This is a genomic window from Shimia fortis (assembly GCF_040225985.1).
Classification (GTDB): domain Bacteria; phylum Pseudomonadota; class Alphaproteobacteria; order Rhodobacterales; family Rhodobacteraceae; genus Shimia.
In genome coordinates this window covers 385,925-408,662 of sequence record NZ_JBBPEU010000001.1, presented here as the reverse complement: position 1 = coordinate 408,662, position 22,738 = coordinate 385,925, and the positions used below count along the sequence as shown (strand labels likewise).

Annotated in this window: 18 protein-coding genes and 1 tRNA gene; 9 read left to right on the top strand and 10 right to left on the bottom strand. The window is 58.0% G+C overall.

Annotated elements, in window-relative coordinates:
* Positions 1–18: 18 nt before the first annotated feature.
* A complete protein-coding gene (locus WNE31_RS01825; protein WP_349977875.1) occupies positions 19–732 on the top strand; it encodes a cytochrome c biogenesis CcdA family protein in 714 nt (237 codons plus the stop codon).
* An 18-nt stretch (positions 733–750) separates the two neighbouring features.
* Entirely contained in the window at positions 751–1,170 is a 420-nt protein-coding gene (locus tag WNE31_RS01820; protein ID WP_349977874.1) for a thioredoxin family protein, read from the top strand.
* A gap of 60 nt (positions 1,171–1,230) precedes the next feature.
* Here the strand turns inward: WNE31_RS01820 and WNE31_RS01815 are convergent, their stop codons facing one another.
* The gene (locus tag WNE31_RS01815) at positions 1,231–1,761 is read right to left on the bottom strand and encodes a glutathione peroxidase (protein ID WP_349977873.1); all 531 of its coding nucleotides are present in this window, start codon (positions 1,759–1,761) and stop codon (positions 1,231–1,233) included.
* 136 nt (positions 1,762–1,897) lie between these two features.
* Here WNE31_RS01815 and msrB point away from each other — a divergent pair, with 136 nt between their 5' ends.
* A complete protein-coding gene (gene msrB, locus WNE31_RS01810) occupies positions 1,898–2,344 on the top strand; it encodes a peptide-methionine (R)-S-oxide reductase MsrB (RefSeq protein WP_349977872.1) in 447 nt (148 codons plus the stop codon).
* Between the two features lies 1 nt (position 2,345).
* Positions 2,346–2,846: a peptide-methionine (S)-S-oxide reductase MsrA gene (gene msrA, locus WNE31_RS01805; protein ID WP_349977871.1), complete on the top strand. Its 501-nt coding sequence runs from the start codon at positions 2,346–2,348 to the stop codon at positions 2,844–2,846.
* A gap of 32 nt (positions 2,847–2,878) precedes the next feature.
* On the opposite strand, the gene WNE31_RS01800 is transcribed toward msrA, so the two are convergent.
* The 6 genes from WNE31_RS01800 to WNE31_RS01775 all read right to left on the bottom strand — a co-directional run bounded on the left by WNE31_RS01800 (position 2,879) and on the right by WNE31_RS01775 (position 13,837).
* Positions 2,879–4,888 (bottom strand): hydantoinase/oxoprolinase family protein, encoded by a 2,010-nt coding sequence (locus WNE31_RS01800; RefSeq protein ID WP_349977870.1) that lies wholly within the window; start codon positions 4,886–4,888, stop codon positions 2,879–2,881.
* Positions 4,889–4,997: 109 nt separating this feature from the next.
* The gene (queG, locus tag WNE31_RS01795) at positions 4,998–6,035 is read right to left on the bottom strand and encodes a tRNA epoxyqueuosine(34) reductase QueG (protein ID WP_349977869.1); all 1,038 of its coding nucleotides are present in this window, start codon (positions 6,033–6,035) and stop codon (positions 4,998–5,000) included.
* Between the two features lie 87 nt (positions 6,036–6,122).
* Positions 6,123–6,788, bottom strand: coding sequence for an FtsZ-binding protein FzlA (gene fzlA, locus WNE31_RS01790; protein ID WP_349977868.1), 666 nt, complete (start codon positions 6,786–6,788; stop codon positions 6,123–6,125).
* 56 nt (positions 6,789–6,844) lie between these two features.
* On the bottom strand, positions 6,845–7,600 hold the full coding sequence (gene mtgA, locus WNE31_RS01785; RefSeq protein ID WP_349977867.1) for a monofunctional biosynthetic peptidoglycan transglycosylase: 756 nt from the start codon (positions 7,598–7,600) through the stop codon (positions 6,845–6,847).
* A 167-nt stretch (positions 7,601–7,767) separates the two neighbouring features.
* Positions 7,768–12,306, bottom strand: a complete 4,539-nt coding sequence (gltB, locus tag WNE31_RS01780; RefSeq protein WP_349977866.1) for a glutamate synthase large subunit — start codon at positions 12,304–12,306, stop codon at positions 7,768–7,770.
* 97 nt (positions 12,307–12,403) lie between these two features.
* On the bottom strand, positions 12,404–13,837 hold the full coding sequence (locus WNE31_RS01775; protein WP_349977865.1) for an NAD(P)-dependent oxidoreductase: 1,434 nt from the start codon (positions 13,835–13,837) through the stop codon (positions 12,404–12,406).
* Positions 13,838–14,059: 222 nt separating this feature from the next.
* Here WNE31_RS01775 and WNE31_RS01770 point away from each other — a divergent pair, with 222 nt between their 5' ends.
* Positions 14,060–14,902: an undecaprenyl-diphosphate phosphatase gene (locus WNE31_RS01770; protein ID WP_349977864.1), complete on the top strand. Its 843-nt coding sequence runs from the start codon at positions 14,060–14,062 to the stop codon at positions 14,900–14,902.
* 12 nt (positions 14,903–14,914) lie between these two features.
* Here the strand turns inward: WNE31_RS01770 and WNE31_RS01765 are convergent, their stop codons facing one another.
* On the bottom strand, positions 14,915–15,895 hold the full coding sequence (locus WNE31_RS01765) for a complex I NDUFA9 subunit family protein (RefSeq protein WP_349977863.1): 981 nt from the start codon (positions 15,893–15,895) through the stop codon (positions 14,915–14,917).
* A 221-nt stretch (positions 15,896–16,116) separates the two neighbouring features.
* Between WNE31_RS01765 and WNE31_RS01760 the strand changes: the two genes are divergently transcribed.
* A tRNA-Leu gene (locus tag WNE31_RS01760) sits at positions 16,117–16,203 on the top strand.
* 264 nt (positions 16,204–16,467) lie between these two features.
* On the opposite strand, the gene WNE31_RS01755 is transcribed toward WNE31_RS01760, so the two are convergent.
* Together WNE31_RS01755 and WNE31_RS01750 are read right to left on the bottom strand one after the other, a co-directional pair.
* Entirely contained in the window at positions 16,468–17,190 is a 723-nt protein-coding gene (locus WNE31_RS01755; RefSeq protein ID WP_349977862.1) for a hypothetical protein, read from the bottom strand.
* A 98-nt stretch (positions 17,191–17,288) separates the two neighbouring features.
* Positions 17,289–18,725 carry a UbiA family prenyltransferase gene (locus tag WNE31_RS01750; RefSeq protein ID WP_349977861.1) on the bottom strand — a complete coding sequence of 479 codons (1,437 nt, stop codon included), beginning with the start codon at positions 18,723–18,725 and terminating at the stop codon, positions 17,289–17,291.
* Positions 18,726–18,933: 208 nt separating this feature from the next.
* Here WNE31_RS01750 and WNE31_RS01745 point away from each other — a divergent pair, with 208 nt between their 5' ends.
* The 3 genes from WNE31_RS01745 (at position 18,934) to WNE31_RS01735 (ending at position 22,735) form a co-directional block, all read left to right on the top strand.
* A complete protein-coding gene (locus WNE31_RS01745; RefSeq protein WP_349977860.1) occupies positions 18,934–19,977 on the top strand; it encodes an NAD-dependent epimerase/dehydratase family protein in 1,044 nt (347 codons plus the stop codon).
* Between the two features lie 77 nt (positions 19,978–20,054).
* Complete coding sequence (locus WNE31_RS01740) at positions 20,055–21,755, top strand: hypothetical protein (RefSeq protein ID WP_349977859.1); 1,701 nt, start codon at positions 20,055–20,057, stop codon at positions 21,753–21,755.
* A complete protein-coding gene (locus WNE31_RS01735; RefSeq protein ID WP_349977858.1) occupies positions 21,752–22,735 on the top strand; it encodes an SUMF1/EgtB/PvdO family nonheme iron enzyme in 984 nt (327 codons plus the stop codon). Before WNE31_RS01740 ends, WNE31_RS01735 begins: the two co-directional genes overlap by 4 nt.
* Positions 22,736–22,738: the final 3 nt, after the last annotated feature.

Sequence of the window (22,738 nt, the reverse complement as noted above, 5' to 3'; positions counted from 1 at the left end):
CGCGGCACATAAAGTGCCATGGAACTTCTTTTCGCATATGGCGCCGGGTTGTTGACCCTGATTAACCCCTGCGTATTGCCTGTGTTGCCAATTGTGCTGGCGACGGCCTTACAGGCCAGCAAGTACGGTCCCGTCGCCCTAGCTGCAGGGATGAGCCTTTCTTTTGTAGTTCTGGGTATGGGGGTTACGACCTTTGGCTATGCCGTGGGTCTGAGCCCCGAAGACATCGCCCAAGCGGGTGCGGTGCTGATGATCGGGTTCGGGATGATCCTGCTGGTGCCACGCTTTTCGACCGCCTTTTCAACCGCCACAGCAGGGGTCGCAGCCAGCGCGGATGCCGGGCTGGACAATGTAGATCGCTCGACCCTGCGGGGACAGTTCCTTGGCGGAATGCTTCTTGGCGCGGTCTGGAGCCCCTGCGTCGGCCCCACCCTTGGCGGTGCAATTTCTTTGGCCAGCCAGGGTGAGAACCTGCTGCGCGCGACACTTATCATGGTGTTTTTTGCCCTCGGGGTGTCCTCGATCATTCTGGGCCTCGGATATGGCGCGCGCTCGGCGTTACAGCGCCGTCAGGATCTCATGCGCAAAATTGCCGTCTCGGCCCGCCCCGCGATGGGTATCGTGTTCATCGCAGTCGGCCTGATGCTGTTCTTCAACCTTCACCACGTAATCGAAGCCTGGCTGCTGGACGTGATGCCGGCGTGGCTTGTCGATTTGTCCGTATCCATCTGACCCTAGGGAGACCTGACCATGAAACGCAGAGATTTTTTGATGACCGCCGCCGCTGGTTTTGGCGCATTGTCCATGCCGCGCCTTGCGCTGGCCGCACAGGACTATACGCCGGGCCTGGTTCAAAAGCACCTTGATGCCGGTGACACGGTGTTCCTTGATTTCAAAGCAGACTGGTGTGGTACCTGCAAGGCGCAAGAGCGCGTTCTGAATTCGCTCAAGTCCGAGAATGGCGCGTATGAAAAAAACATCACTTTCATCAATGTCGACTGGGACACTTATGGGGATGCAGATCTGTCCAAGAGCCTGAAAATCCCCCGTCGCTCGACCCTTGTGGTGCTGCAGGGCGATAAGGAACTGGGGCGTATCGTGGCAGGCACATCGAAAGAGCAGATCAAAGAGCTCATGGATACCGCCTTGAAAGCCGCAATGGCGACTTGACGTCCAAAATACGTGACACCCTTCTCTGATGCCCTCATCAGAGAAGGGTTTTTTCGTTCATCAGGAACCGGCCAGCAGATTTTCGATCTCGGACGTGATCGAGCGCGACAGCGGTTTGGTTTTGGCCCCGAAAGTCTTGGCCACCTGACCGTCGGGCGCAATCAGAACCTTGTTGAAGTTCCACCGGGGCGTGAACCCGACTTCTGATCGCAGCGACCGATAGAACGGATGCGCATCTTTGCCTTTCACACTGGTGATTCCTGTCATTGGAATATCCAGACCAAACTGTACCTCGCAGAATTCTTTGACCTCGGCCTCGGTGGCCAGTTCTTGCCGGAAGTCGTTTGATGGTACCGCAAGCACGACAAGGCCCTGATCCCGGTACCGGTCATAAAGCGATTGAAGCTGCGCGTACTGGTTGGTGTATCCGCAACGTGACGCGGTGTTTACCACCAGAACGGGTTGCCCCGCCCATTGCGAAATGCGCAACTCGCCTCCGTCGATATTATCGAACGGTACGCCCAGTTCGATCGCTTTGGCTGGCAGCACCCAAGCGAAGGCTATCAAGATCGTTAGGATAATCTGTTTCATCTTAACTTCCCCCTGTTTCTTACTTTACGCTGCGTCCGCCAATTTGGATCACCTTGGCTTGAATTATCTGAAATATGGTTTTGCTTTCGCCGTCGCGCCCCCATCTTATTGCTGAAACCAAAAGGAGGAACCGCGCATGGCCGACTATCGCAGAGACCCCGATGCAATCGCCGCTCTGACGGACGAACAATTCTGGGTCACGCAGGAAAACGGAACCGAGCGTCCCGGGTCAGGCAAACTCTTGCACAACAAAGAACCAGGTATTTACGTCGACGTGGTCTCGGGTGAACCGTTGTTCGCTTCGTCCGACAAATACGAATCCGGCTGCGGATGGCCCAGTTTCACCAAGCCGATCCTGTCGGAACACGTGACCGAACATCATGACACCACCCACGGGATGGTGCGTACCGAGGTACGCTCGAAATACGGGGACAGCCACCTTGGCCATGTCTTCCCGGATGGACCGATGGATCGTGGGGGGCTGCGCTATTGTATCAACTCCGCCAGCTTGCGTTTCGTACATCTTGATGACATGGAGGCCGAAGGATATGGCGCCTATCTGGACCAGGTGGAGGACGTATAAATTGACCGAACGCGCAGTATTGGCCGGCGGCTGTTTCTGGGGCATGCAGGATTTGATCCGCAAGATGCCCGGCGTGATCGCAACCCGTGTAGGGTATACCGGCGGCGACGTGCCGAACGCCACCTATCGTGACCACGGCACCCACGCCGAAGGGATCGAGATCCTGTTTGACCCGACCAAGCTCAGCTATCGCAAGCTTCTGGAGTTCTTTTTCCAGATACACGACCCGACCACGCGGAACCGCCAGGGGAATGACATTGGCATGTCGTACCGGTCGGCTATCTACTATGTCAGCGAAAACCAGAAAGCCGTAGCCCTGGATACAATCGCGGATGTCGAGGCATCGGGGATTTGGCCAGGCAAGGTGGTCACCGAAGTAGAACCTGTGAGCGACTTCTGGGAAGCCGAAGACTATCATCAGGACTATCTCGAAAAGCACCCCAACGGATATACCTGCCACTTCCCGCGTCCGGATTGGGTTCTGCCGAAACGGGACGCCTAAAAGCGAAAAGCCGGGCTCGCCCGGCTTTTCTTTTAGTCACCGGACACGATACGCGGCCGCCCGGATGCCTCAACCGCCACAATCCCTTCGATGAAAACCTCGCGCCCCTCTGTTTGGGCAGTTTTTACATCGCGCGTCACGCTCAGACGAATGCCCTCGGCCCCCGCTGCCGCGGCCTCCTCGCGCGCCAGGTCCGAAAGGTGCGTTTCCAGCAATGTCAGAGCCTGCTCTGGTGTAGTAAAGTCTTGCGGTCCGTCTGCCAGATGCACGCGATAGCGCCCCTCGGCCGGGGCACTCACTTCGCCCGACCGTCGGATCGTCACACGCCCCACAACCGCGCCGATTGCATTGGCCACCCCGGCGTGCTGCGGCAATTCCATCTGGCAGTGCAGACCGGCACCCACCGCCGGATAGTATGTCTGGGCCGAAGCTCCGAGGCCGATCACAGGCAGATTCAGACCGGCATCCAGACGCAGGACTCCACGATGCTGTTTTAGACCCTGTTGCAGCAGAATATGGTGTGCGAATTGCACCGGGTCACCGCCGAATACCTCTGCCTCTTCCGCGAAAGCTGCTTCAAGAATCGCTAACATGGTTTGCTGAGTCATCTGGTCCACGATGATACGTGCCATGTCGTTCGGGTCTGGCGCCAACATGTGTCCGGCACCAGTACGTCGCCGCCCGAAAAGCGCGAGAGCCTTCTCGGCTGCCCCCCGGTCCCAAGCATCGGCGAGCCCCAGAACATGGCTCGCATCCGAAGGCGTAACACCGGACAATTGCAACAACCCACGTTCTACAAGGCGGCGCAACGCCTTTTGCTCCATTCGCGTGCGCAACACATTCCCAAGCGGGTGCACCTGATTCCCAACCCTCTCAAGCAGCGTCTGCGCGCGGGGTTCCAACCCGTCTGTCGGAAGCCCCAGCACCGCCCGCACAAAACGTCCGTCATATTCCCCCGGTGTCGGGCTGCGCAGCTGACGATCCAGCGCATCATGCACCACATCTGGCGCCTCGGTGGCAATCAACGACACGGGCAGAACCCGTCGCGGCCCGAGTGTGACCCCACCTGTCAGCCCTTCGGACAGGAAATGCACCTCGCTATCTCCGCCAAGCCCGGTGGTGCGCATCGCCACGGCCTCGACCATCGTGCGATAGGGGCCAACACGCGCGCCTTCAGGATCAATGGCAGGGCGCCCGTCGCGTAAGACGGCAACGTCAGTAGTCGTGCCGCCAATATCGCTAACCAAGGCGTTTTGCGCCCCGGTCATCCAACATGCCCCAACAATCGACGCCGCCGGACCGCTGAGAATGGTCTCGATCGGGCGTTCCCTTGCAAAGGCCGATGAGATCAACGCACCATCCCCGCGCACCACCATGAGCGGCGCCGTGATACCCATTTCGGACAGACGCTGTTCGGCGCGGGTGATCAAGCGGTCGATCATACCGATCAGACGAGCATTCAGCACGGCGGTCATCGCGCGTTTCGGCCCGTTCAGTTTCGACGACAAGTGATGCGAACAACTCACCGGGCGCCTGGTGATGTCCTGAACGATCTTTGCCGCACGCTGCTCGTGCGCCGGGTTGCGCGTCGCAAACTGGGACGCCACGGCAAAGCCCGAGATTTCGCGACCGTGCGCCTCAAGCCAGTCACGCAAACTCTTTTCATCAAGCAGCGCCTTTTGTTCACCGGCGTGATTATGCCCTCCGGCCAATAGAACGGCAGGGTCGCCGGCCAGCGCATCGGTCAGACCATGTTTGTCCAGATCACTTTCGCGGAACCCGATCAGGATCAGGGCCACCCGTCCGCCCTGCCCTTCAACCAACGCATTCGTGGCCAGGGTCGTCGAAAGGGATGCCAGCCCGATTTCCGCAGGATTCACATCCGCCTGTTGCAGAACGGCCTTCACGGCATTGCCGATGCCTTCGGCCAAATCATGACGTGTCGTCAGGGACTTGGCCGAGGCAATGACCTCGCGTTCATCACGAACCAAGACGGCATCCGTGTAGGTTCCACCGGTATCCACCCCAAGGGACAAAGTCATCGCACGCTCCTGTTTTCCTTCCATTCTGCCCTAGACAACACGCAGCGACATGACATGTCTGAAAGCGTCACATTTCACGGCTTTTCATAATGCTGACGTCCTAGAAAGGTTAACTCAGACGGGCCAGCGCCCATTCCGCCGCATCACGCACCGTGTCATCGTCGTCATGACAGAGTTCAATGACCACGGGCAGGAAAGCAGCTTCCCCCGAGTTCCCGATCGCATAAAGCACATTCCGCACAAATCGGTTGCGCCCGATCCGTTTGATCGGGCTGCCGGAAAACATGGTGCGAAACTCAGAGTCTTGCAAACGTGCCAGCTTCTCAAGATCTGGGGCGACCAGGTCATCCCGGGCATGATACCGGATCTCACGTGCATCAACGGCAAATTTGTTCCAGGGGCATGCTGCCAGACAATCGTCGCACCCATAGATCCGATTGCCCATCAATGGCCGCAGCGCTTCGTCGACGGGGCCGTGATGTTCAATAGTCAGGTAGGAAATACAACGACGCGCATCAATCCTGTAAGGCGCCGGAAACGCATCTGTGGGACAGGCGTCCAGACAGGCCCGGCAACGGCCACAATGGTCGATTTCCGCTGAATCAGGGTCTAATTCCAGAGTCGTGAAGACAGAGCCGATAAAGAACCACGACCCCAGATCACGACTCACAAGATTGGTGTGTTTCCCCTGCCAGCCCAGCCCCGCCGCCTGTCCCAGCGGCTTTTCCGGCACAGGTGCTGTATCGACAAACACCTTCACTTCCGTGTCCTGACCCGTTTCTGCAATCAGCCACCGCGCCAGTCGCTTTAGCCGCTTCTTCACAAGATCATGGTAATCCTTGTTTTGCGCATAGACCGAGATCGCGCCTTTTCCAGGAATAGCATGAACTTCAGTTGGATCGTGCTTTGGGGTATAACTCTGCCCCAGCATGATGACAGAGCGGGCTTCGGGCCAGAGCGCCGCCGGATTGCCCCGCCAATGGGTGCGTTCAGCCAGCCAACCCATTTGCCCGTGATACCCCTGCTCTAAAAAACCTGCCAGATCGTCAGCCACATGCCTGACAGAGTCGGGGCAGCAAACCCGGCACAGGTCAAATCCCACTTCCTGCGCTTCTGCGATAAGCCTTTGCTTCAAACCGTCCAGCATGCCCCCAACTCACTTTCTCTTGGTGAAAATAACCCGGGGGTGAATTGGCCCTTGGGCCAAGAGGGGGCAGCCCTCCTCCCACCCCGATCAGAAATCGAGATCGGCATAGTGTGCGGGTTGCGGGAACCCAGGAATCTGATCGGCAAGAATGGACCGGAAGGCGGGGCGCGACTTGATCTTGGCGTACCAGTCCTTCACCACATCCGAGCGGTTCCAGTCCACGTCACAGATATAGTCTAGAGAGCTGAGATGGGCAGCCGCGGCAAAGTCCGCCAAGGTCATGTGATCCCCTGCCAGCCAGCGACGGTGATCCAGTAGCCACGTCATGTAATCAAGGTGGTACTTGATGGCGCGCGCGCCGGCCTTGACGTTTCCGCTGTCAGGATAGCCCTGCCCCATCACCTTCTTGTTCACCCGCTCATACAGAAGTTTCGAAGTCACTTCGTGGTGGAACTTGTCATCGAACCACGCCACCAGACGCCGCACCTCGTAGCGTTGGTCGATATCCTTGGGCATCAGGGCGGGATCGGGGTACTTTTCCTCAAGGTATTCACAGATGGCACCACTGTCGGCCATCATTTTACCGTCCATTTTCAGAACCGGCACCTTGGCCGCCGGATTGCGGCGCAGGAAATCGGGATCCTGTTCCCAGTACCGCTCTTCGACCAGTTCGACCTCAAGGCGTTTTTCGCCGAGGACAAGCCGCACTTTGCGGCAGAACGGGGACAACGGGACGTGGAACAAACGATTCATGAGCGATCTTGGTGTTTTGGAAGTTTCCCATTCAATGACCTGTCAGGCCGAGTTTTTCAATCCTCGAAACAGGTGGAACGCGCGTCTTTGCCGATCGTGGCCGCCCCGTCCATGATTGAAGCCGCCCGGTTGCGCACCACGGAATTGGGCCGGGACGCAGAGCGGGTCTTGGGGGCCGGCAGAACGGCAGCGAGGCGTGCGGCCTGCAGCCGCGTCAGGTCAGCCGGTTCAACGCCAAAATAATGGTGCGCTGCCGCATCCACGCCAAACACTCCCTCATCAAATTCGGCGACATTGATATAGATCTCGAGGATGCGCCGTTTGGTCCATGCAATCTCGACCAAAGGCGTCAGCAGCGCCTCAAGGGCTTTGCGAAACCAACTTCGCCCCTGCCACAGGTACACATTCTTGACGGTTTGCTGTGTCAGGGTCGATGCTCCGCGACGCCCCCCTTCCTCAAGCGCGGCGCGGATTGCCGCGACATCAAAACCCCAGTGCAGGCAGAAATTCGCATCTTCGGCTGCCACAACCGAGCGCAGGAAGACCGGCGCAACCTCTTCGATATCCACCCATTGCTGGTCAAGCGTGCCAAGACGGGCTTTTTCGGATCGCATCGTCCAAGTGGTCGGAGGATCAATCACGATATAGATCAGCACGGCAAAAATCGTGATCGACACGCTCCAAATCAAGCCGCGCCAGAACCACCATCTGGCGCGCTTGATCTGGCGGGTCAGCCAGTTTTCCCCATCATCAGGTTTGGGCTTTGCCTGTTTCTTTGCCGGTGCGGGCTTTTTCTTGGTGCTTTTTGCCATCCGGTACCACGCAACCTGTTCCTCGTTCACAGTAAAAGGATTTTATACGGGGTGCAGTGTCCTCTCAACCTTGCTGCCGCAGTTTTGCCAACGCAACAAGGAACGCCCCAGGAAAAAGCCCTGCAAACAAATGCTTGCAGGGCTTTGAATTTAGGCAACGCAAAGGCTTACTCTGCTGGCATCGCTTGCGCTTCTTCTGCAAGCGGCACCGGCAGATGCGCCAGCATTTCCTTCGGGCAAACCTGCAAGAAGTTGTCTTTTTCCAGATCCCAATGCTGCAGAATATCGGCGGCCTTGCGGCTGCCGGTTTCTGCATGGTGGCGCTCGATCAGGCCTTTCAGTTGGTCTTCCCAATGCTGCATTGTGACCGGACAGGTGACAAGGGTTTCCATGTTCATCAGGTTTTCGGCCTTCTGTTCCGGGTCATAGAGGTAAGCCATGCCACCGGTCATACCGGCGCCAAAGTTGGCTCCAATTGACCCGAGGATCACAGCCACACCGCCAGTCATGTATTCACACCCACAAGCACCGCAGCCTTCGATGACGACCTTCGCCCCCGAGTTCCGGACCGCGAAACGTTCACCTGCACGACCTGCCGCAAACAGATGCCCATCGGTGGCCCCGTACAGCACGGTGTTGCCGATGATGGTGTTTTCCGATGCGTTAAGCGGGCTGTTCATAGGCGGACGCACGACAATCATGCCACCGGAGAGACCTTTGCCGACATAGTCGTTCGCATCGCCAGACACCTCGATTTTGAGACCCGGCGCGGCAAACGCCCCCAGCGATTGGCCTGCCGAGCCGGCAAGCTGAACGGTCAGGTGATCCTCTTGCAGAGCATTGCGCATTCCGAAGTTGCGCACGATATGCGACGAGGTGCGTGTGCCCACGGTGCGGTGCGTATTCTGCACCGCATAGGACAGCTGCATCTTTTCACCATCCTCAAGGAAGCGATGTGCATCGCGCACGATTTCCGCATCCAGAGTGTCGGGCACGGCGTTCCGCTCTTTCGCACGATCATAGACGATGTCTTTCGCCCCATCGACCGTGATCAGCAGCGGGTTCAGGTCCAAATCGTCCAGATGCGCAGAACCACGCGACACCTGCGCCAGCAGGTCCGCCCGACCGATCACATCGTCCAGCGAACGGGCACCAATCGAGGCCAGAATCTCACGCACTTCCTGTGCATAGAAGGTGATCAGGTTCACGACCTTGTCCGCGTTGCCGGTATACTTGGCCCGCAGCTCCGGGTCCTGCGTGCAGACACCCACGGGGCAGGTGTTCGACTGGCACTGACGCACCATGATACAGCCCATCGCAATCAGCGCAGCCGTGCCGATGCCGTACTCCTCGGCACCCATCATAGCGGCCATGACGATGTCACGACCCGTGCGCAAGCCACCATCGGTGCGCAGGGTGACGCGATCGCGCAGGTTGTTCATCGCCAGAACCTGATGCGCCTCGGTCAGGCCCATCTCCCACGGCAGGCCGGCATACTTGATCGAGGTTGCGGGCGACGCGCCTGTGCCCCCATTGTGACCCGAGATCAGGATGATGTCGGCCTTGGCCTTGGCCACACCGGCGGCAATCGTGCCCACGCCCGAGGACGCGACCAGCTTCACCGTCACCTTGCAGCGCGGGTTGATCTGTTTCAGGTCATAGATCAGCTGCGCCAGATCTTCGATCGAATAGATGTCGTGGTGCGGCGGCGGCGAGATCAGCGTCACGCCCTTAGTCGAGTGACGCAGGCGTGCGATCAGGTCGGTCACTTTCATGCCCGGCAGCTGACCACCCTCACCGGGTTTCGCACCCTGGGCGACCTTGATCTCCAGCTCTTCACACTGGTTCAGGTATTCGGCGGTCACGCCGAAACGACCCGAAGCGACCTGCTTGATCTTGGCCGAGGGGTTGTCGCCATTCGGCTCGGGCACAAAGTGTGCCGGATCTTCTCCGCCTTCACCCGAGTCCGACTTGGCGCCGATACGGTTCATAGCGACGTTCAGCGTCTTGTGCGCTTCCGGAGACAGTGCACCCAGCGACATGCCCGGTGTCACGAAGCGCTTGCGGATTGCAGTGATCGATTCGACCTCTTCAATCGCGATGGGTTCGCCCAGCGGCTTGATCGCCAGAAGGTCGCGCAGATGGATCGGTGGGTTGGTTTGCATAGCCTTGGAATACTGCTTCCAGAGCTCGTAAGAAGCACGGTTACAGGCCGCCTGCATCATGTGCATGTTCTGGGCACCCCAAGCGTGAGTTTCGCCCGATTTCCGTGCCTTGTAGAATCCGCCAATCGGCAGAACATTCGTGGTTTCACCAAAGCCTTTGGCGTGGATTTCTTCAACCTTCTTCTGGATGCCGCTCACCCCGATGCCCGAGATACGGCTGGTCATACCGGGGAAGTATTCGGCACACATGGCGCGTGACAAGCCCACAGCTTCGAAGTTCAGGCCACCACGATAGGACGAGATCACCGAAATACCCATCTTGGCCATGATCTTGAGCAGCCCCTGGTCGATGGCATCGCGATAGCGTGCAATTGCAGTGGTCAGATCCGTTTCAAGCAATCCGCGCTCGATACGATCAGCCAGCGAATCTTCGGCGAGATAGGCGTTGACCACGGTCGCGCCTGCACCGATCAGAACGGCAAAGTAATGCGGATCAATACATTCGGCCGAACGCACGTTCAGCGAACAGAAGGTCCGCAGTCCCTTGCGGGTCAGGTGCGAATGTACGGCGCTGGTCGCGAGGATCATCGGCATGGCTACACGTTCCGGTCCCTGGCCTTCATCGCTCAGGATGATATGGCCTGCGCCCGACCGCACAGCATCTTCGGCTTCGGACCGGATACGCTCAAGCCCGGCCTGCAATGCACCTGCACCTTCATTCACACCAAAGGTACAGTCTATCCGCACAACGGTATCATCAAACGCACTCAGCAACTTGTCGAACTGCGCGTTGCCTACGAACGGACTTTCGAGCATGACGATCTCGGTTTGCGACCCATCTTCGTCCAGCACGTTCTTGAGGTTCCCGAAACGCGTCTTGAGCGACATCACGCGATATTCACGCAACGAGTCGATCGGCGGGTTCGTCACCTGGCTAAAGTTCTGGCGGAAGAAGTGGCTGAGCGGGCGATATTTGTTCGACAGAACCGCCGACGGGGTGTCATCGCCCATTGAGGCAATCGCCTCTTTACCATCCTCGGCCATGGGGGCGAGGATCTGCTCAAGTTCTTCCATCGTGTATCCGGCGGCAATCTGGCGCTTGCGCAGTTCTTCGCCAGAGTAGAGCGCGGTCTCGGTCACGCCGCCAAGGTCTTCTTCCAGATCCTTGATCTTGCCAACCCAGTCACCATAGGGGCGGGCATTGGCAAGCGAGTCTTTCAGCTCTTTGTCGTGGAACAATTTGCCTTCGGCCATGTCGACGGCAATCATTTGCCCCGGGCCAAGTGCCCCTTTTTCGACAACAGAGGCTTCGTCAGTGGGCACCATGCCCGCCTCGGACCCGGCAATCAAAAGACCGTCTCCTGTCACGACATAGCGCATCGGACGCAGGCCGTTGCGGTCGAGACCCGCGCAGACCCAACGACCATCGGTCATCGCAAGCGCCGCGGGACCGTCCCAAGGTTCCATCACCGAGTTACAGTAGGAATACATGTTGCGCCAACTTTCAGGCAGCTCGACCGCGCTTTGCGACCAGGATTCCGGCACAAGCATGGTCTTGGCCATCGGCGCCGAACGACCCGCGCGCACAAAGACCTCGAACACGCCGTCCAACGCAGCCGAATCCGATGCACCTGCGGGGATGATGGGTTTGATGTCATCTGCGAGTTCACCGAAATAGGTCGAAGCCATGCGAATCTCATGGCTCTTCATCCAGTTGCGGTTACCTTTCAGCGTGTTGATCTCGCCGTTATGGGCCAGCATGCGGAACGGCTGGGCCAGCCACCACTGCGGGAAGGTGTTTGTCGAATACCGCTGGTGATATAAGGCAAAAGCTGACTCAAAGCGTTCATCCTGAAGATCCGGATAGAAAACGGCAACCTGCTCGGCCAGCATCATGCCTTTGTAAATGATCGACCGGCAAGACAACGACGCAATGTAAAGTTGCGTGATATTGGCCGCGAGCGCCGCTTTTTCGATGCGACGTCGGATTACGTATAACTCGCGCTCAAACGTTTCTTCGTCCACACCTTTCGAGTTCGAAATCAGGATCTGTTCGATCTCGGGACGGGTGGCATTAGCCTTTTCACCAAGGCAAGTGATGTCCACAGGAACGTGACGCCAACCGTAGATACGGTATCCCATACGCAGAACTTCGGTCTCGACAATGGTCCGGCATGCCTCTTGCGCGCCATGGTCGGTTCTGGGCAGGAACACCTGACCCACCGCCATAAGTTCGTTCATGCGAGGTTCATGGCCGGTCCGACGGATCTGATCATAGAAGAACTGAACGGGGATCTGCACGTGAATACCAGCGCCATCGCCGGTTTTGCCGTCCGCGTCGACCGCACCACGGTGCCAGATTGCCTTGAGCGCGGTAATACCGGCTTCGACCACCTTGCGGCTGGGTTTGCCGTCAATCGACACAACAAGGCCCACACCGCAGGAAGAATGCTCTTCCTCTTCGCTGTAAAGCCCGTTTTCAGCCATCCACTTGCGCTTGGCTTCTTCTTCCCGAACCCAGTTTTCGTCGTATTTGGTCATGGTATCTAACCTCTTTCATTCTTGCGGACAGGGGTCTGTCCTGCGGTGCCGGGTCCGGGGTGCCGGTTGCGCCAGTCGCACCGCTATGTTGTCTGAATTACTCTGCTGCTACGGCTGCGGTGTTATTGAAACGATCCACAATTGCATCCGCACAGTCGCGTCCATCCTTGATGGCCCAGACCACAAGAGATGCACCGCGCACGATGTCACCGATTGCGTAGACGCCGTCCATCGCGGTTGCGCCGGTCGTAAACTCGGCCTTGACCGTGCCCCAGCGGGTCACTTCCAGTTCGGGTTCGCCCCACAGCGTCGGCAGGTCCTCGGGTTCAAAGCCCAGCGCCTTGATCACAAGGTCTGCGTCTTCCAAATAGTCAGCCCCTTCAATCACTTCGGGGGACTGGCGACCGGATGCGTCGGGTTGCCCCAGACGCATGCGCTGGACCTGAACGCCAGATACCGGGTTCCCTTCAAAACCTTTGGGGGCCGCAAGCCATTCGAACACCACGCCTTCTTCCTCGGCATTTTGGGTTTCGCGTTGCGAACCCGGCATGTTGGCGCGGTCACGGCGATACAAACACTTTACGCTTTCGGCGCCTTGACGCACCGCGGTGCGAACACAGTCCATCGCCGTGTCACCACCACCAATGACCACAACCTTTTTGCCCGCCGCGTTCAACTCACCGCTTTCAAATTCGGCGACGGTGTCGCCAAAGCTGAGACGGTTTGAACAGGTCAGGTAATCAATCGCGCGCACGATTCCGGCGGCGTCTGATCCCGGACCAGACAGATCACGCGTCTTATAAACACCCGTGGCGATGATCACCGCATCATGGGCTGCACGAATATCGGCAAACGAAATGTCTTCGCCAACCGTGCAGTTCATCTTGAAGGTCACGCCACCCTGCTCGAGTTGGTCGATGCGGCGCATGACCACGTCTTTTTCCAGTTTGAAACCGGGGATGCCGTAAGTCAGCAGTCCGCCTGCGCGGTCATAGCGGTCATAAACGGTTACCTGCACACCCGCGCGGCGCAGACGGTCCGCCGCCGCGAGGCCACCTGGGCCTGCGCCGATGATACCAACGCTTTCAGAGCGTTCGGAATTCGGTTGTACGGGCTGCACCCAACCTTTTTCCCACGCGGTGTCGGTGATGTATTTTTCCACCGATCCGATCGTCACGGTGCCATGGCCCGATTGTTCAATCACGCAGTTGCCTTCGCAAAGGCGATCCTGCGGACAAATACGGCCACATATTTCGGGGAATGTGTTAGTGGCCTGCGACACATTATAGGCTTCTTCAAGGCGGCCCGTTGCGGTCAGGCGCAACCAATCCGGGATGTTGTTATGCAGCGGGCAATGCGACTGGCAATAGGGCACACCACACTGCGAACAGCGGCTTGCCTGCTCTTCCGCCTTGGCGGTCGCGTACTCGGCATAGATCTCATCGAAATCCTTATTCCGCACATCGGCGTCACGCTTTGTCGGCATGTCACGTTCAACGGTTACAAATTTCAGCATCGGTTGCTTGGCCACGGAAGCTGCCTCCTGAATTAATGGGTCGCTGCGTGTTTAAGCAAAATTCAAACTGGATAAAAGTAAATTATGCTGACCTATTGTGAGAAATTTGGCCACGGCACATCACTTATTGTCGTAAAATCACAGAAAAATTAGTCCGACTCGGCCCTAAATGAACTCTTTCCATAAAATCGCACTGCTTTATACGCTGATTCAGACCAATCCGAGGGCCGCAGCCGCATGAGCATGTTCCACATTTTGTTGGTAGCCATCATTCAGGGAATCACCGAATTCCTACCAGTGAGCTCGTCGGGGCACTTAATTCTCCTGCCCAGTCTAACAGGAATGTCCGATCAGGGCCTCGCAATAGATGTGGCGGTGCATGTGGGCACGTTGGGGGCGGTGATCCTATATTTCTGGTCGGATGTGCGCCTTGCCATGGGCGGGGTACCGGATCTGGTGCGCGGACGTACAGACTCAGAGGGTAGCCGCCTTGCCTATCTCCTTGTGGTTGCAACGATTCCCGTGGTCATTGCCGGCCTCGTTCTCAGCCTTTCAGGGCTGACAGATGCACTGCGCAGCATCAAGGTCATTGGTTGGGCCATGCTGATTTTCGGACTTGTGCTCTGGTGGGAAGACCAGCGGGGCAAATCCGACAAGCGGATGTCTGACTGGAACCGGCGTGACGCGACCATCATGGGGCTGTGGCAGGCGCTTGCCCTGATTCCCGGCACATCCCGGTCGGGCATTACGATCACGGGCGCCCGGCAAATGGGCTACGAAAGATCCGAGGCTGCGCGCCTTGCCATGCTGATGTCAATCCCCACAATTGCCGCCAGCGGTGTGCTGCTTTGTACGAAAATCTACGCGACGGCCGACGCGCAACTGGCAAGGGACGGCGCCATCGCGGCCGGGCTGTCGTTCGTCGCGGCCTATCTCGCCCTTGGCTTGATGATGCGCCTGCTGCGTTCCGTCAGCTTCACGCCTTATGTGGTCTATCGTATCGCACTGGGGTTGGTACTTTTGTGGATCGCATACAATACGGGCGGACCCGTAGATCCGCCCCCTGTACGCCTTAGCTAGCGCATACGCGCCTCAGACACGCATGTTCTTGGCTGAATCCTTGATGTCGTCATACTGCCCAGACGGGCGGAACCGCCACAGATAGTCAGACAATACGGCGCGAGTGTGGGTCGGGGTAATCCCAAGATCAGCAAGGGTTTTCGCCCCTTCGGACACCACATTGTCCTTGCGCAGCAGTTTGACCTGATCGCGAGTCAGCACCTTATTCTCGAACATGCCACCGACCAGCTTGGAGCCCAGATCGAACGCACCGCCCATCAGGCTTGCCATGAAGAACGGCATGTTTACCACGGCGCGGCGACGGCGCACCACTTCCAGCATTTCGTGCATCCAGTCCCGCATGGTGCGGACATCCGGCCCGCCTAACTCGTAAAGCCCCGATGCCTCGCCCTTGATGCCCTTGACCGCAGCGGCCGCCACGTCCTCGACAAACACAGGTTGGAACTTGGTATCACCGCCGGCAATCACCAGGGCCGGACCAAATCGCGACATGGAAGCGAAGCGGTTGAAGAACTCGTCATCACTGCCAAAAATAACAGAAGGACGCAGCACCATTGCGTCGGGCATGTGTTTCAGAACAGCTGCTTCACCCGCGGCTTTGGTGCGGGCATAGGTGCTGTCGGACGAAGCGTCAGCGCCAATGGCCGACAATTGCACCATAGTCGCAACGCCCTGTTCGGCCGCGAGTCGCGCGATGCGCTCGGCGCCCTGCTCTTGCACCGCTTCAAACGTGTTCTTGCGGTGCTCGGCCAGCACCCCGACGCAATTAACCACCGAGTCGGCCCCCTGCATCACCGCCTTGACCGACTCATCATCACGAATGTTGCAGAAGACGGGTTCGACCTGGCCCACCTCGCCATAGGTACGCACAAACATAGCCTCATTGGGGCGACGCACCGCAACACGCACGCGCCAGCCTTCTTTGGCCATCAATCGCGCAATGTGACGACCCACAAAGCCAGAACCGCCATAAATTGTAACGAGTTTCGACATAGGTATCCTCCGCTGTCTGTGCCCGTGGGCTCCACGGCACGTCATTAAAGGCTTATCCCTTGTTTTGCCTTGATCCTCAACAAGTATAGCACTGCTATTTGACGCAGGTAGGCAGGATTTCAAATCGCACGAAATGAAAGACGTCAGAAAAATCAAAAATCTTGCGAAACGCCGTTGACTCCCCCCTGATACCAGCTTAAACGCCTGCCTCACCAACCCGTGCCCAGATGGCGGAATTGGTAGACGCGCTAGCTTCAGGTGCTAGTGTCCGTATGGACGTGGAGGTTCGAGTCCTCTTCTGGGCACCAAAAAAACTTCCCACAGACCTGTACAGAAATCCGCCTGTTCGAGGCTGTATTTTGCCTCGTCTGATCCATTTGGTTTACCCGTTTGGAATTAGTGTACGAGTCGGCGACAAACCCGTTCCAACTCAAAGCCGCCTTACATAGGTTCGGCACTGTTGGTTTGATCCATCCGCATACAGCATCACTTTCGCAGACCCGCGGAAGAAGCTGGCACCGTCAGAACGGTTTGTCGCGCTGGCTCAAAGGAAAAGTACTTACACCTGACCTCTAAAACCGGTAGGTCGCCCCAAAAATCGGACCGGACAGGCCAACCTGCACATCCCGCCCATTGATTGGCTTGTCAACTTCCAGATGACGATACCCGAAGCGCAACAACCAGCTGTCGTTCAACGCGTAGTCAAAGGTCGCCAGCACCTGCCAACTCAGGTCAGATCCCAAACCAAACCCCCCGACATCGCCCAGTGCGGTCAGAGACCACTGGTCTGACAGCGCCCAGCGCCCGCGCAGGCCGATCACGGGATCTACCCACTTGTCCGATCCGCCGAAGGTTGGGTTTCCGCCGCCGTTGAACTGCCCTCCTACATCCATGTCATAGCCGCGCAGCCCCCCCATCAGATCCACTTGGGAGGTGGCCGTTTCGCTGACGCGGTAGGTCGCCGCCAAACTCACAAGGGTTAGTTTAAGGTCCAGATCTGCGCTGACGAAACCGAACGGGCCGGTCTTGTTCGTCGAGATGTCGGAATAGAAGATGTCGGCAAGATAGCCCCATTGGCCGTTATGGCCTTCAAATGTGCCCATGAAGGCCATGTCCAGATTTGAAATCAAATCTTGCGCGGAGATATCCATATCAAGATCGCCGAAGGCCGTTCCGATTGTAGAATCAAGGCCCGGAAACCAGCCATAAAGCGAAGCAGAATAGTTCCACTCGGCCGCTTGCGCCGTCAGCGGCATGGATAGGGCAACTATCGTGGGAATGATGGCTTTTTTCATAGGGCTCTCCTCGTGTTCTTGGCGAAAGTGTAGTCCGCGCGACCGGTCATGGCAATTTGACCTTTCGTAGCACCGCACCGTGCCGGCCCACTACTGGCCTAGATCGCGCAAAAAGCAAGCACGAAAGACGCCGCGACCAGCGCCAACCCCTTCCTATCGTGAAAAACGAACACAACCGGATCATAGTCTTCGAGACCCTTAGCGCTCATCCGGAGGTTCCGTAGCAGCCAACAAGCAAAAGGCAGAACAGCCAGCCCCAATACAAAGGGGCGTGTATAAAGGTCCATGGCTTCTATCGAAAAAGCAAAGGTCCAGAACGAGACTACGGACAGCAAGATCGCACCATGCGCCACCCATCCCAGATGTCTGAGGTCGGTGACGCCATATCCCCGACCGGGCAAATGATCCCTCGTTGCTAAGCGTGTCAGTGCTGTCACACGTTTGACGCAGGCCAGCACCAAAAAACTGAAGAACACAAAAAGCGACAAGGACAGAGGCAGCGTGACCTGGGCGACCACCGCCCCGGTGGCCACACGCAGGGTGAACAGCGTGGCAAGGGCCAGCACATCCAGCCAGCGCCGTTTCTTGAGCCACAGCGAATACCCGAGGCTGCTTGCCATATAGGTCAAAGTGAATAGGGCGCCTGCGGGACTGACGGGCCAGACCAGCGCCAACGCCAAAGCAATCAGCCCCACGCTGGACAGCATCGCGTGGGGAACTTGCAAGGCCCCCGAGGCAATCGGGCGTTTACGTTTTTCAGGATGAAGGCGGTCGGCTGGCAGGTCCAGCAGGTCATTGAGGATATAGATCGCCGAGGCCCCTAAGCTGAACGCCACTGCAGCGATTGCGACATGCACATATTGCAGCGGATCGCTCGCCTGCATCGCCAAGAGCGGAAAGAACAGCAAGACATTCTTGATCCATTGATGGGGCCGCAGTTCTTTCCACAACACCTTGAGGCTAAACCGGTCTGCCGCTTCAAGATCTGTTGGGATGCCGAGGCTTGCCAACCTTTGTTTGACTCTCGGATCATGGGTGACTGCGATAGCCTTGGCCGCGCCTTGCCAGCTTGGGAGATCATCTGCGGAATGCCCCGCATAGTCATACCCCGCCTGTCCGAACCGCTGAACCAGCAGATCGGCCTTGGCTTGTTTAATGAGGTTTCGCATCCCGTCCGACCCGAAATGCGGCCCGACAAACCCGAACCGCGCGCCAACGGCATCGACCAACGCCTGATCATTCCCGGACACCAAATGCACCGCGCGCCCCTGCACACGGACCTTCAAGGCTCGGGCAAGGATGTTTTCGTTCACGGGGGACAGTTCAACATCGGGCATGGCGATATCCAGCAATCGACGTTTCAGCACCGCAGGGCACAGGCAACAGGAAAGCAAGGCGCGCAGCGTGGCCCAGAAATTCGTGGCCAACGCCAGCCAGACCGACTCGAAAAACAGGTCCGTCCGCAGCAGCGTTCTATCGATCTCAAGCACAAGCGGTCGCTCCGATCCTTCACATATGTCTGAGTCGTTTGCCATTCTGCCGTCGCGCCCCTGTGCCCCGCCATGTTTCGCGACGACCACAAGAGGGCTTTCCCTCTCCCCAAGTGGTTTGACCCTAATCAGGGCAAGGCGCGGGTGGCTTGATTTAGATCATATTCCAAACATGAAAGATCAGGCCAGCATGGCACAGGCGTTTGCTCGAGAGATCAAACTCGGCGGGCGTCTGACGAGGGGAGTGAATCGCATGGCAAAGAAGACTTTTCTGGTGACCGGAGGGGCCGGATTCATGGGGATCAACCTGATCCGCTATCTTCTGGAGCGTGGCCACGAGGTGCGCAGCTATGACCTGCAGCCATTCTCTTACCCCGAGCGTGACAGGATTGATGAGTTGCAGGGGGATATCCGCGACGTTTCCCTGCATGATCGGGCGTTTGACGGGATTGACTTTGTCGTGCATTGCGCCGCGGCGCTGCCTCTTGCCGATGTGTCTGAAATCCAGTCCACGAATGTCGACGGCACGCGGTTGTTGCTGGAAACCACCGAGAAAAAGGGGATCGAGCGGTTCATCCATACCTCAAGCACGGCGGTTTATGGCATTCCTGACCACCACCCGCTGGTCGAGGCGGATCGGATGCAGGGCGTTGGCGCCTATGGGGCGTCCAAGGTCGCCGCCGAACATGTGTGCAACGCATTTCGCGAAAAGGGCCTGTGCCTGCCGGTTCTGCGCCCAAAGTCCTTTGTGGGGCCTGAGCGCCTTGGTGCGTTTGAATTGCTTTATGACTTTGCCTACACGGGGCACAATTTTCCGGTGCTGGGGTCGGGTGACAACATTTATCAGCTAATGGATGTGGAGGACCTGAGTCAGGCCGTGCTGCTATGCGCCACCGCCGACGAGCAGATCGCGAACGATACGTTCAATGTCGGTGCGGCTGAATACGGCTCTTTGCGCCAGGCCTTTCAGGCGGTGCTGGATCGCGCCGGGCACGGCAAGCATATCATCGGGTTGCCCGAGGCCCCCGCCATCTGGACCTTGCGGGTGCTTGAGGCCGTGAACCTGTCGCCGCTTTACAAGTGGATCTACGAGACCGCAGGCAAGGACAGCTTTGTCAGTCTGGACAAGATCAGCAAACGTCTGGGCTATGCCCCGATCCACTCGAACGAACATGCGCTTGTGCGAAACTATGATTGGTACGTGGCCAACCGAGATATGATCTCGCAAGCCACGGGCGTGTCCCACCGCGTGCCGTGGAAGAAGGGCGCGCTGCAATTACTGAAAATGGTGATCTGACACCGGAAAGGAACGACATGGGCCTTTTATGGAATTGCGCAATGGGTTTGGGCATCGCGGGATTGGTTACGTGTTGCATGGCGTTTCCCTTGCAAGCGCAGGATGCCGAAACCTTTGCGACGCAATGGGACGCATACGAAGCGGTTCGCGCAAAATCAGTGATCGAGCTTCAGCCCTTCCGACGTACCCAGCAAGCAGTGGATCCGGCCACGGGCCAGACCATCACCCTGATAAATCTCAACCCTGCGACAAATGCGTGGTTCCTATTGCAGATCACCCCGGACGGGGGCGGCGATCCTGTCAGTTACCATCTGGAAAACCCTTTTCCCAAAACGCAGCAAATTACACTCGACCCCGCAACTCCACCTGCGGTCTTGATGACGCGCAAAGAGGCCACGCACACATGCGGGCCTTGGGCCGAAGACCAGAAAACCCTGAAAGAAGCCCGCGCCAAGGGGCTGGCCTATGTGGGCGTTTGTGAGGACGCGCTTTTGCTGCGCAATCCCGTGATCGGCGCGCGCACCAATATTGAAGCCACGGCCGAATTTCTGCGCGACAATATCTGGGGCGGAGAAAGCATCGTGCGGTTTGTGCGTGACAACTTCTACAGGGACTCGGAGGTCGAGATCAGCAAGACTCTCGGCACCGGAGGTACGGATACGGTTGCGTCTGGCCCGCCCGCAATGCACGGCAGCAAGGCGCCAGAGGACATGCCGGTGGTGTCGACCCTCCTGGATATTGCGTTGGAGGATGCCAAACCGGGCCGCATGACGATCGGGCAATGGTATCCGGTTGAGGACTTGCACGGGGTCTATGCCAGCGCTTTTCAGCCGCGCTGGATTTCGCAAGAGGTGCTGAACGGCCCGGGCAAAACCAACTGGATCGACAATGTCGAGAGCAAGGCGACCGGCTATATGGTGGCGTTCGATCTTGACCAGTTAGAGATGGGCTTTGCCATGGGCACCGACCATCCGGCGCTGGGCTGGTCGCCGCGCCCACCAGCCTCGATCCGCCCCAAGGGGATGCCGGGGCCGGACGGGATCAAATCCCCGCGTCCGCTTGTCCTGTTGGGGATGGTGAACAAAGAGATCGCCAACCGGTCGATTGCCACCTTCACCGCTGGTTTCAAGCGCAGCCACGGGGCCTTCAAATACGGAGATATGGCGGGTTTCAACTTGGGCCACCATTACGGGTTTATCGAGAAGGGTGTCATTCTCAGCAAACTGCAGCCCAACCTGTCGACACTGTTTGGCTTGACGGACGGGACCATCCAAATGAAAACATGGACAGAGGCGGATAACGCCCTGTTGCCGCGTATCGAATTTGCCCGTCAAAATGGCGTGCCGCTTCTGGAAACCGATCCCGAGACCGGTCTCGGGGTGCCCGGCGACCGCGTCACGCAGTGGGGCCCTGGAAACTGGTCGGGGTCGGCCAAAGCCGAATTGCGCACGCTGAGGGCGGGGGGATGCATCGTCAAAGATGAAGGACGGCAGTTCCTGCTTTACGGCTATTTCTCGACCGCGACACCCTCGGCCATGGCACGCACATTTCAGGCCTATGGCTGTTCATATGCGATGCTTCTGGACATGAACGCGCTCGAACACACTTATCTTGCGCTTTACGTGCCAAGGGACGGGCAAGTGCATGTGCAGCACATGGTGCCCGGCATGGCTTTGATCGACAAAAAGGTGCGCGGAGGCGGGGTGATCCCCCGTTTCATCGGCTTTGCGGATAATCGCGACCTGTTTTACGTGATGCGAAAGGAGGGCACGCCATGAAGGCCGGTTTGATTGCGTTTCTTGCGGCGGGCCTTCTGTTGGTGCCGTCGCTAACCTTGGCAGAAAGCGCGCTGCAAAAGCAGAACGCGGTCCTTTTCCAGCAATTGCAAAGCGTCCATCGCCTGAACGGGGCAGAACTAGGCCGCTTGCGCCAAATCTTTGCCAGATCGGGCTTTATCGGTCAGGGCAATCCGGCCATCACACGCCATCCGATGACGCCGGAACAATGCGCGGCGCGCATCCCCGGCGGCCCGCAATCCTATGACTCGGCGCGTAATACCCGGATTTGTGGCGACCGCTACATGGCGCCACTGTTCGATCCGACCCGAGAAAAACCATCTGACGCCAAGGCCTGTATCGACATGTTCGAATTCCCGAACATTCCCTGTACTTATCCTGTAGTCTGGGTCAAAGCCCGCGAGGCGGCCGAAATCTGTGCGGCGGTGGGCAAGCGGTTGTGCGATGCCCACGAATGGGAAGGTGCCTGTGCTGGAGCCTTGCAGGAACCCGACTATTTCTTTGGCCTCGGGTCCTTGGCGGCAATGCGCAACGCCCATAACGCGAAATATGGCGCCAGCAAAAGCTGGGCCTATGGGCCGCGCTTCCAGCGAGGGATTTGTGCGCAAAACAGCGAGAAAAGCGCTTCATGCGGGGGCGGAGGATTCAACAGTTGTGGCTCGAACACCTATCCGACCGGAGCATTTCCCAACTGCAAGAGCGCGTTGGGCGTCTTTGATCTGCACGGCAATGCGGCGGAACACATGAACCTGCCCATGACTCCCGACCAGATGGCCAGTCGTGGCAGCACAACGTTAGGGGTGACCGAGATGAAGGGCAGTTGGTTCATCTGGGATAAATATCAGGCCCATGCCGACTGGTGCCGCTGGCGTGCGCCCTATTGGCATGGCACGCGCGTCATGAGTCCGCGCAGCCACGAGAATTACCACCTTGGGTTCCGCTGCTGCAAAAGCGTAAATTAGTTT

Bases quoted from the DNA above. Each gene is read 5' to 3' on its own strand.
- WNE31_RS01735 (WP_349977858.1), top strand. From the start codon at position 21,752: ATGAAGGCCGGTTTGATTGCGTTTCTTGCGGCGGGCCTTCTGTTGGTG.
- gltB (WP_349977866.1), bottom strand. From the start codon at position 12,306: ATGACCAAATACGACGAAAACTGGGTTCGGGAAGAAGAAGCCAAGCGC.
- WNE31_RS01745 (WP_349977860.1), top strand. From the start codon at position 18,934: ATGGCAAAGAAGACTTTTCTGGTGACCGGAGGGGCCGGATTCATGGGG.
- WNE31_RS01825 (WP_349977875.1), top strand. From the start codon at position 19: ATGGAACTTCTTTTCGCATATGGCGCCGGGTTGTTGACCCTGATTAAC.
- queG (WP_349977869.1), bottom strand. From the start codon at position 6,035: ATGCTGGACGGTTTGAAGCAAAGGCTTATCGCAGAAGCGCAGGAAGTG.
- mtgA (WP_349977867.1), bottom strand. From the start codon at position 7,600: ATGGCAAAAAGCACCAAGAAAAAGCCCGCACCGGCAAAGAAACAGGCA.
- fzlA (WP_349977868.1), bottom strand. From the start codon at position 6,788: ATGAATCGTTTGTTCCACGTCCCGTTGTCCCCGTTCTGCCGCAAAGTG.
- WNE31_RS01765 (WP_349977863.1), bottom strand. From the start codon at position 15,895: ATGTCGAAACTCGTTACAATTTATGGCGGTTCTGGCTTTGTGGGTCGT.
- WNE31_RS01750 (WP_349977861.1), bottom strand. From the start codon at position 18,725: ATGGCAAACGACTCAGACATATGTGAAGGATCGGAGCGACCGCTTGTG.
- WNE31_RS01770 (WP_349977864.1), top strand. From the start codon at position 14,060: ATGAGCATGTTCCACATTTTGTTGGTAGCCATCATTCAGGGAATCACC.
- WNE31_RS01740 (WP_349977859.1), top strand. From the start codon at position 20,055: ATGGCGTTTCCCTTGCAAGCGCAGGATGCCGAAACCTTTGCGACGCAA.
- WNE31_RS01800 (WP_349977870.1), bottom strand. From the start codon at position 4,888: ATGACTTTGTCCCTTGGGGTGGATACCGGTGGAACCTACACGGATGCC.
- WNE31_RS01815 (WP_349977873.1), bottom strand. From the start codon at position 1,761: ATGAAACAGATTATCCTAACGATCTTGATAGCCTTCGCTTGGGTGCTG.
- WNE31_RS01820 (WP_349977874.1), top strand. From the start codon at position 751: ATGAAACGCAGAGATTTTTTGATGACCGCCGCCGCTGGTTTTGGCGCA.
- msrB (WP_349977872.1), top strand. From the start codon at position 1,898: ATGGCCGACTATCGCAGAGACCCCGATGCAATCGCCGCTCTGACGGAC.
- WNE31_RS01755 (WP_349977862.1), bottom strand. From the start codon at position 17,190: ATGAAAAAAGCCATCATTCCCACGATAGTTGCCCTATCCATGCCGCTG.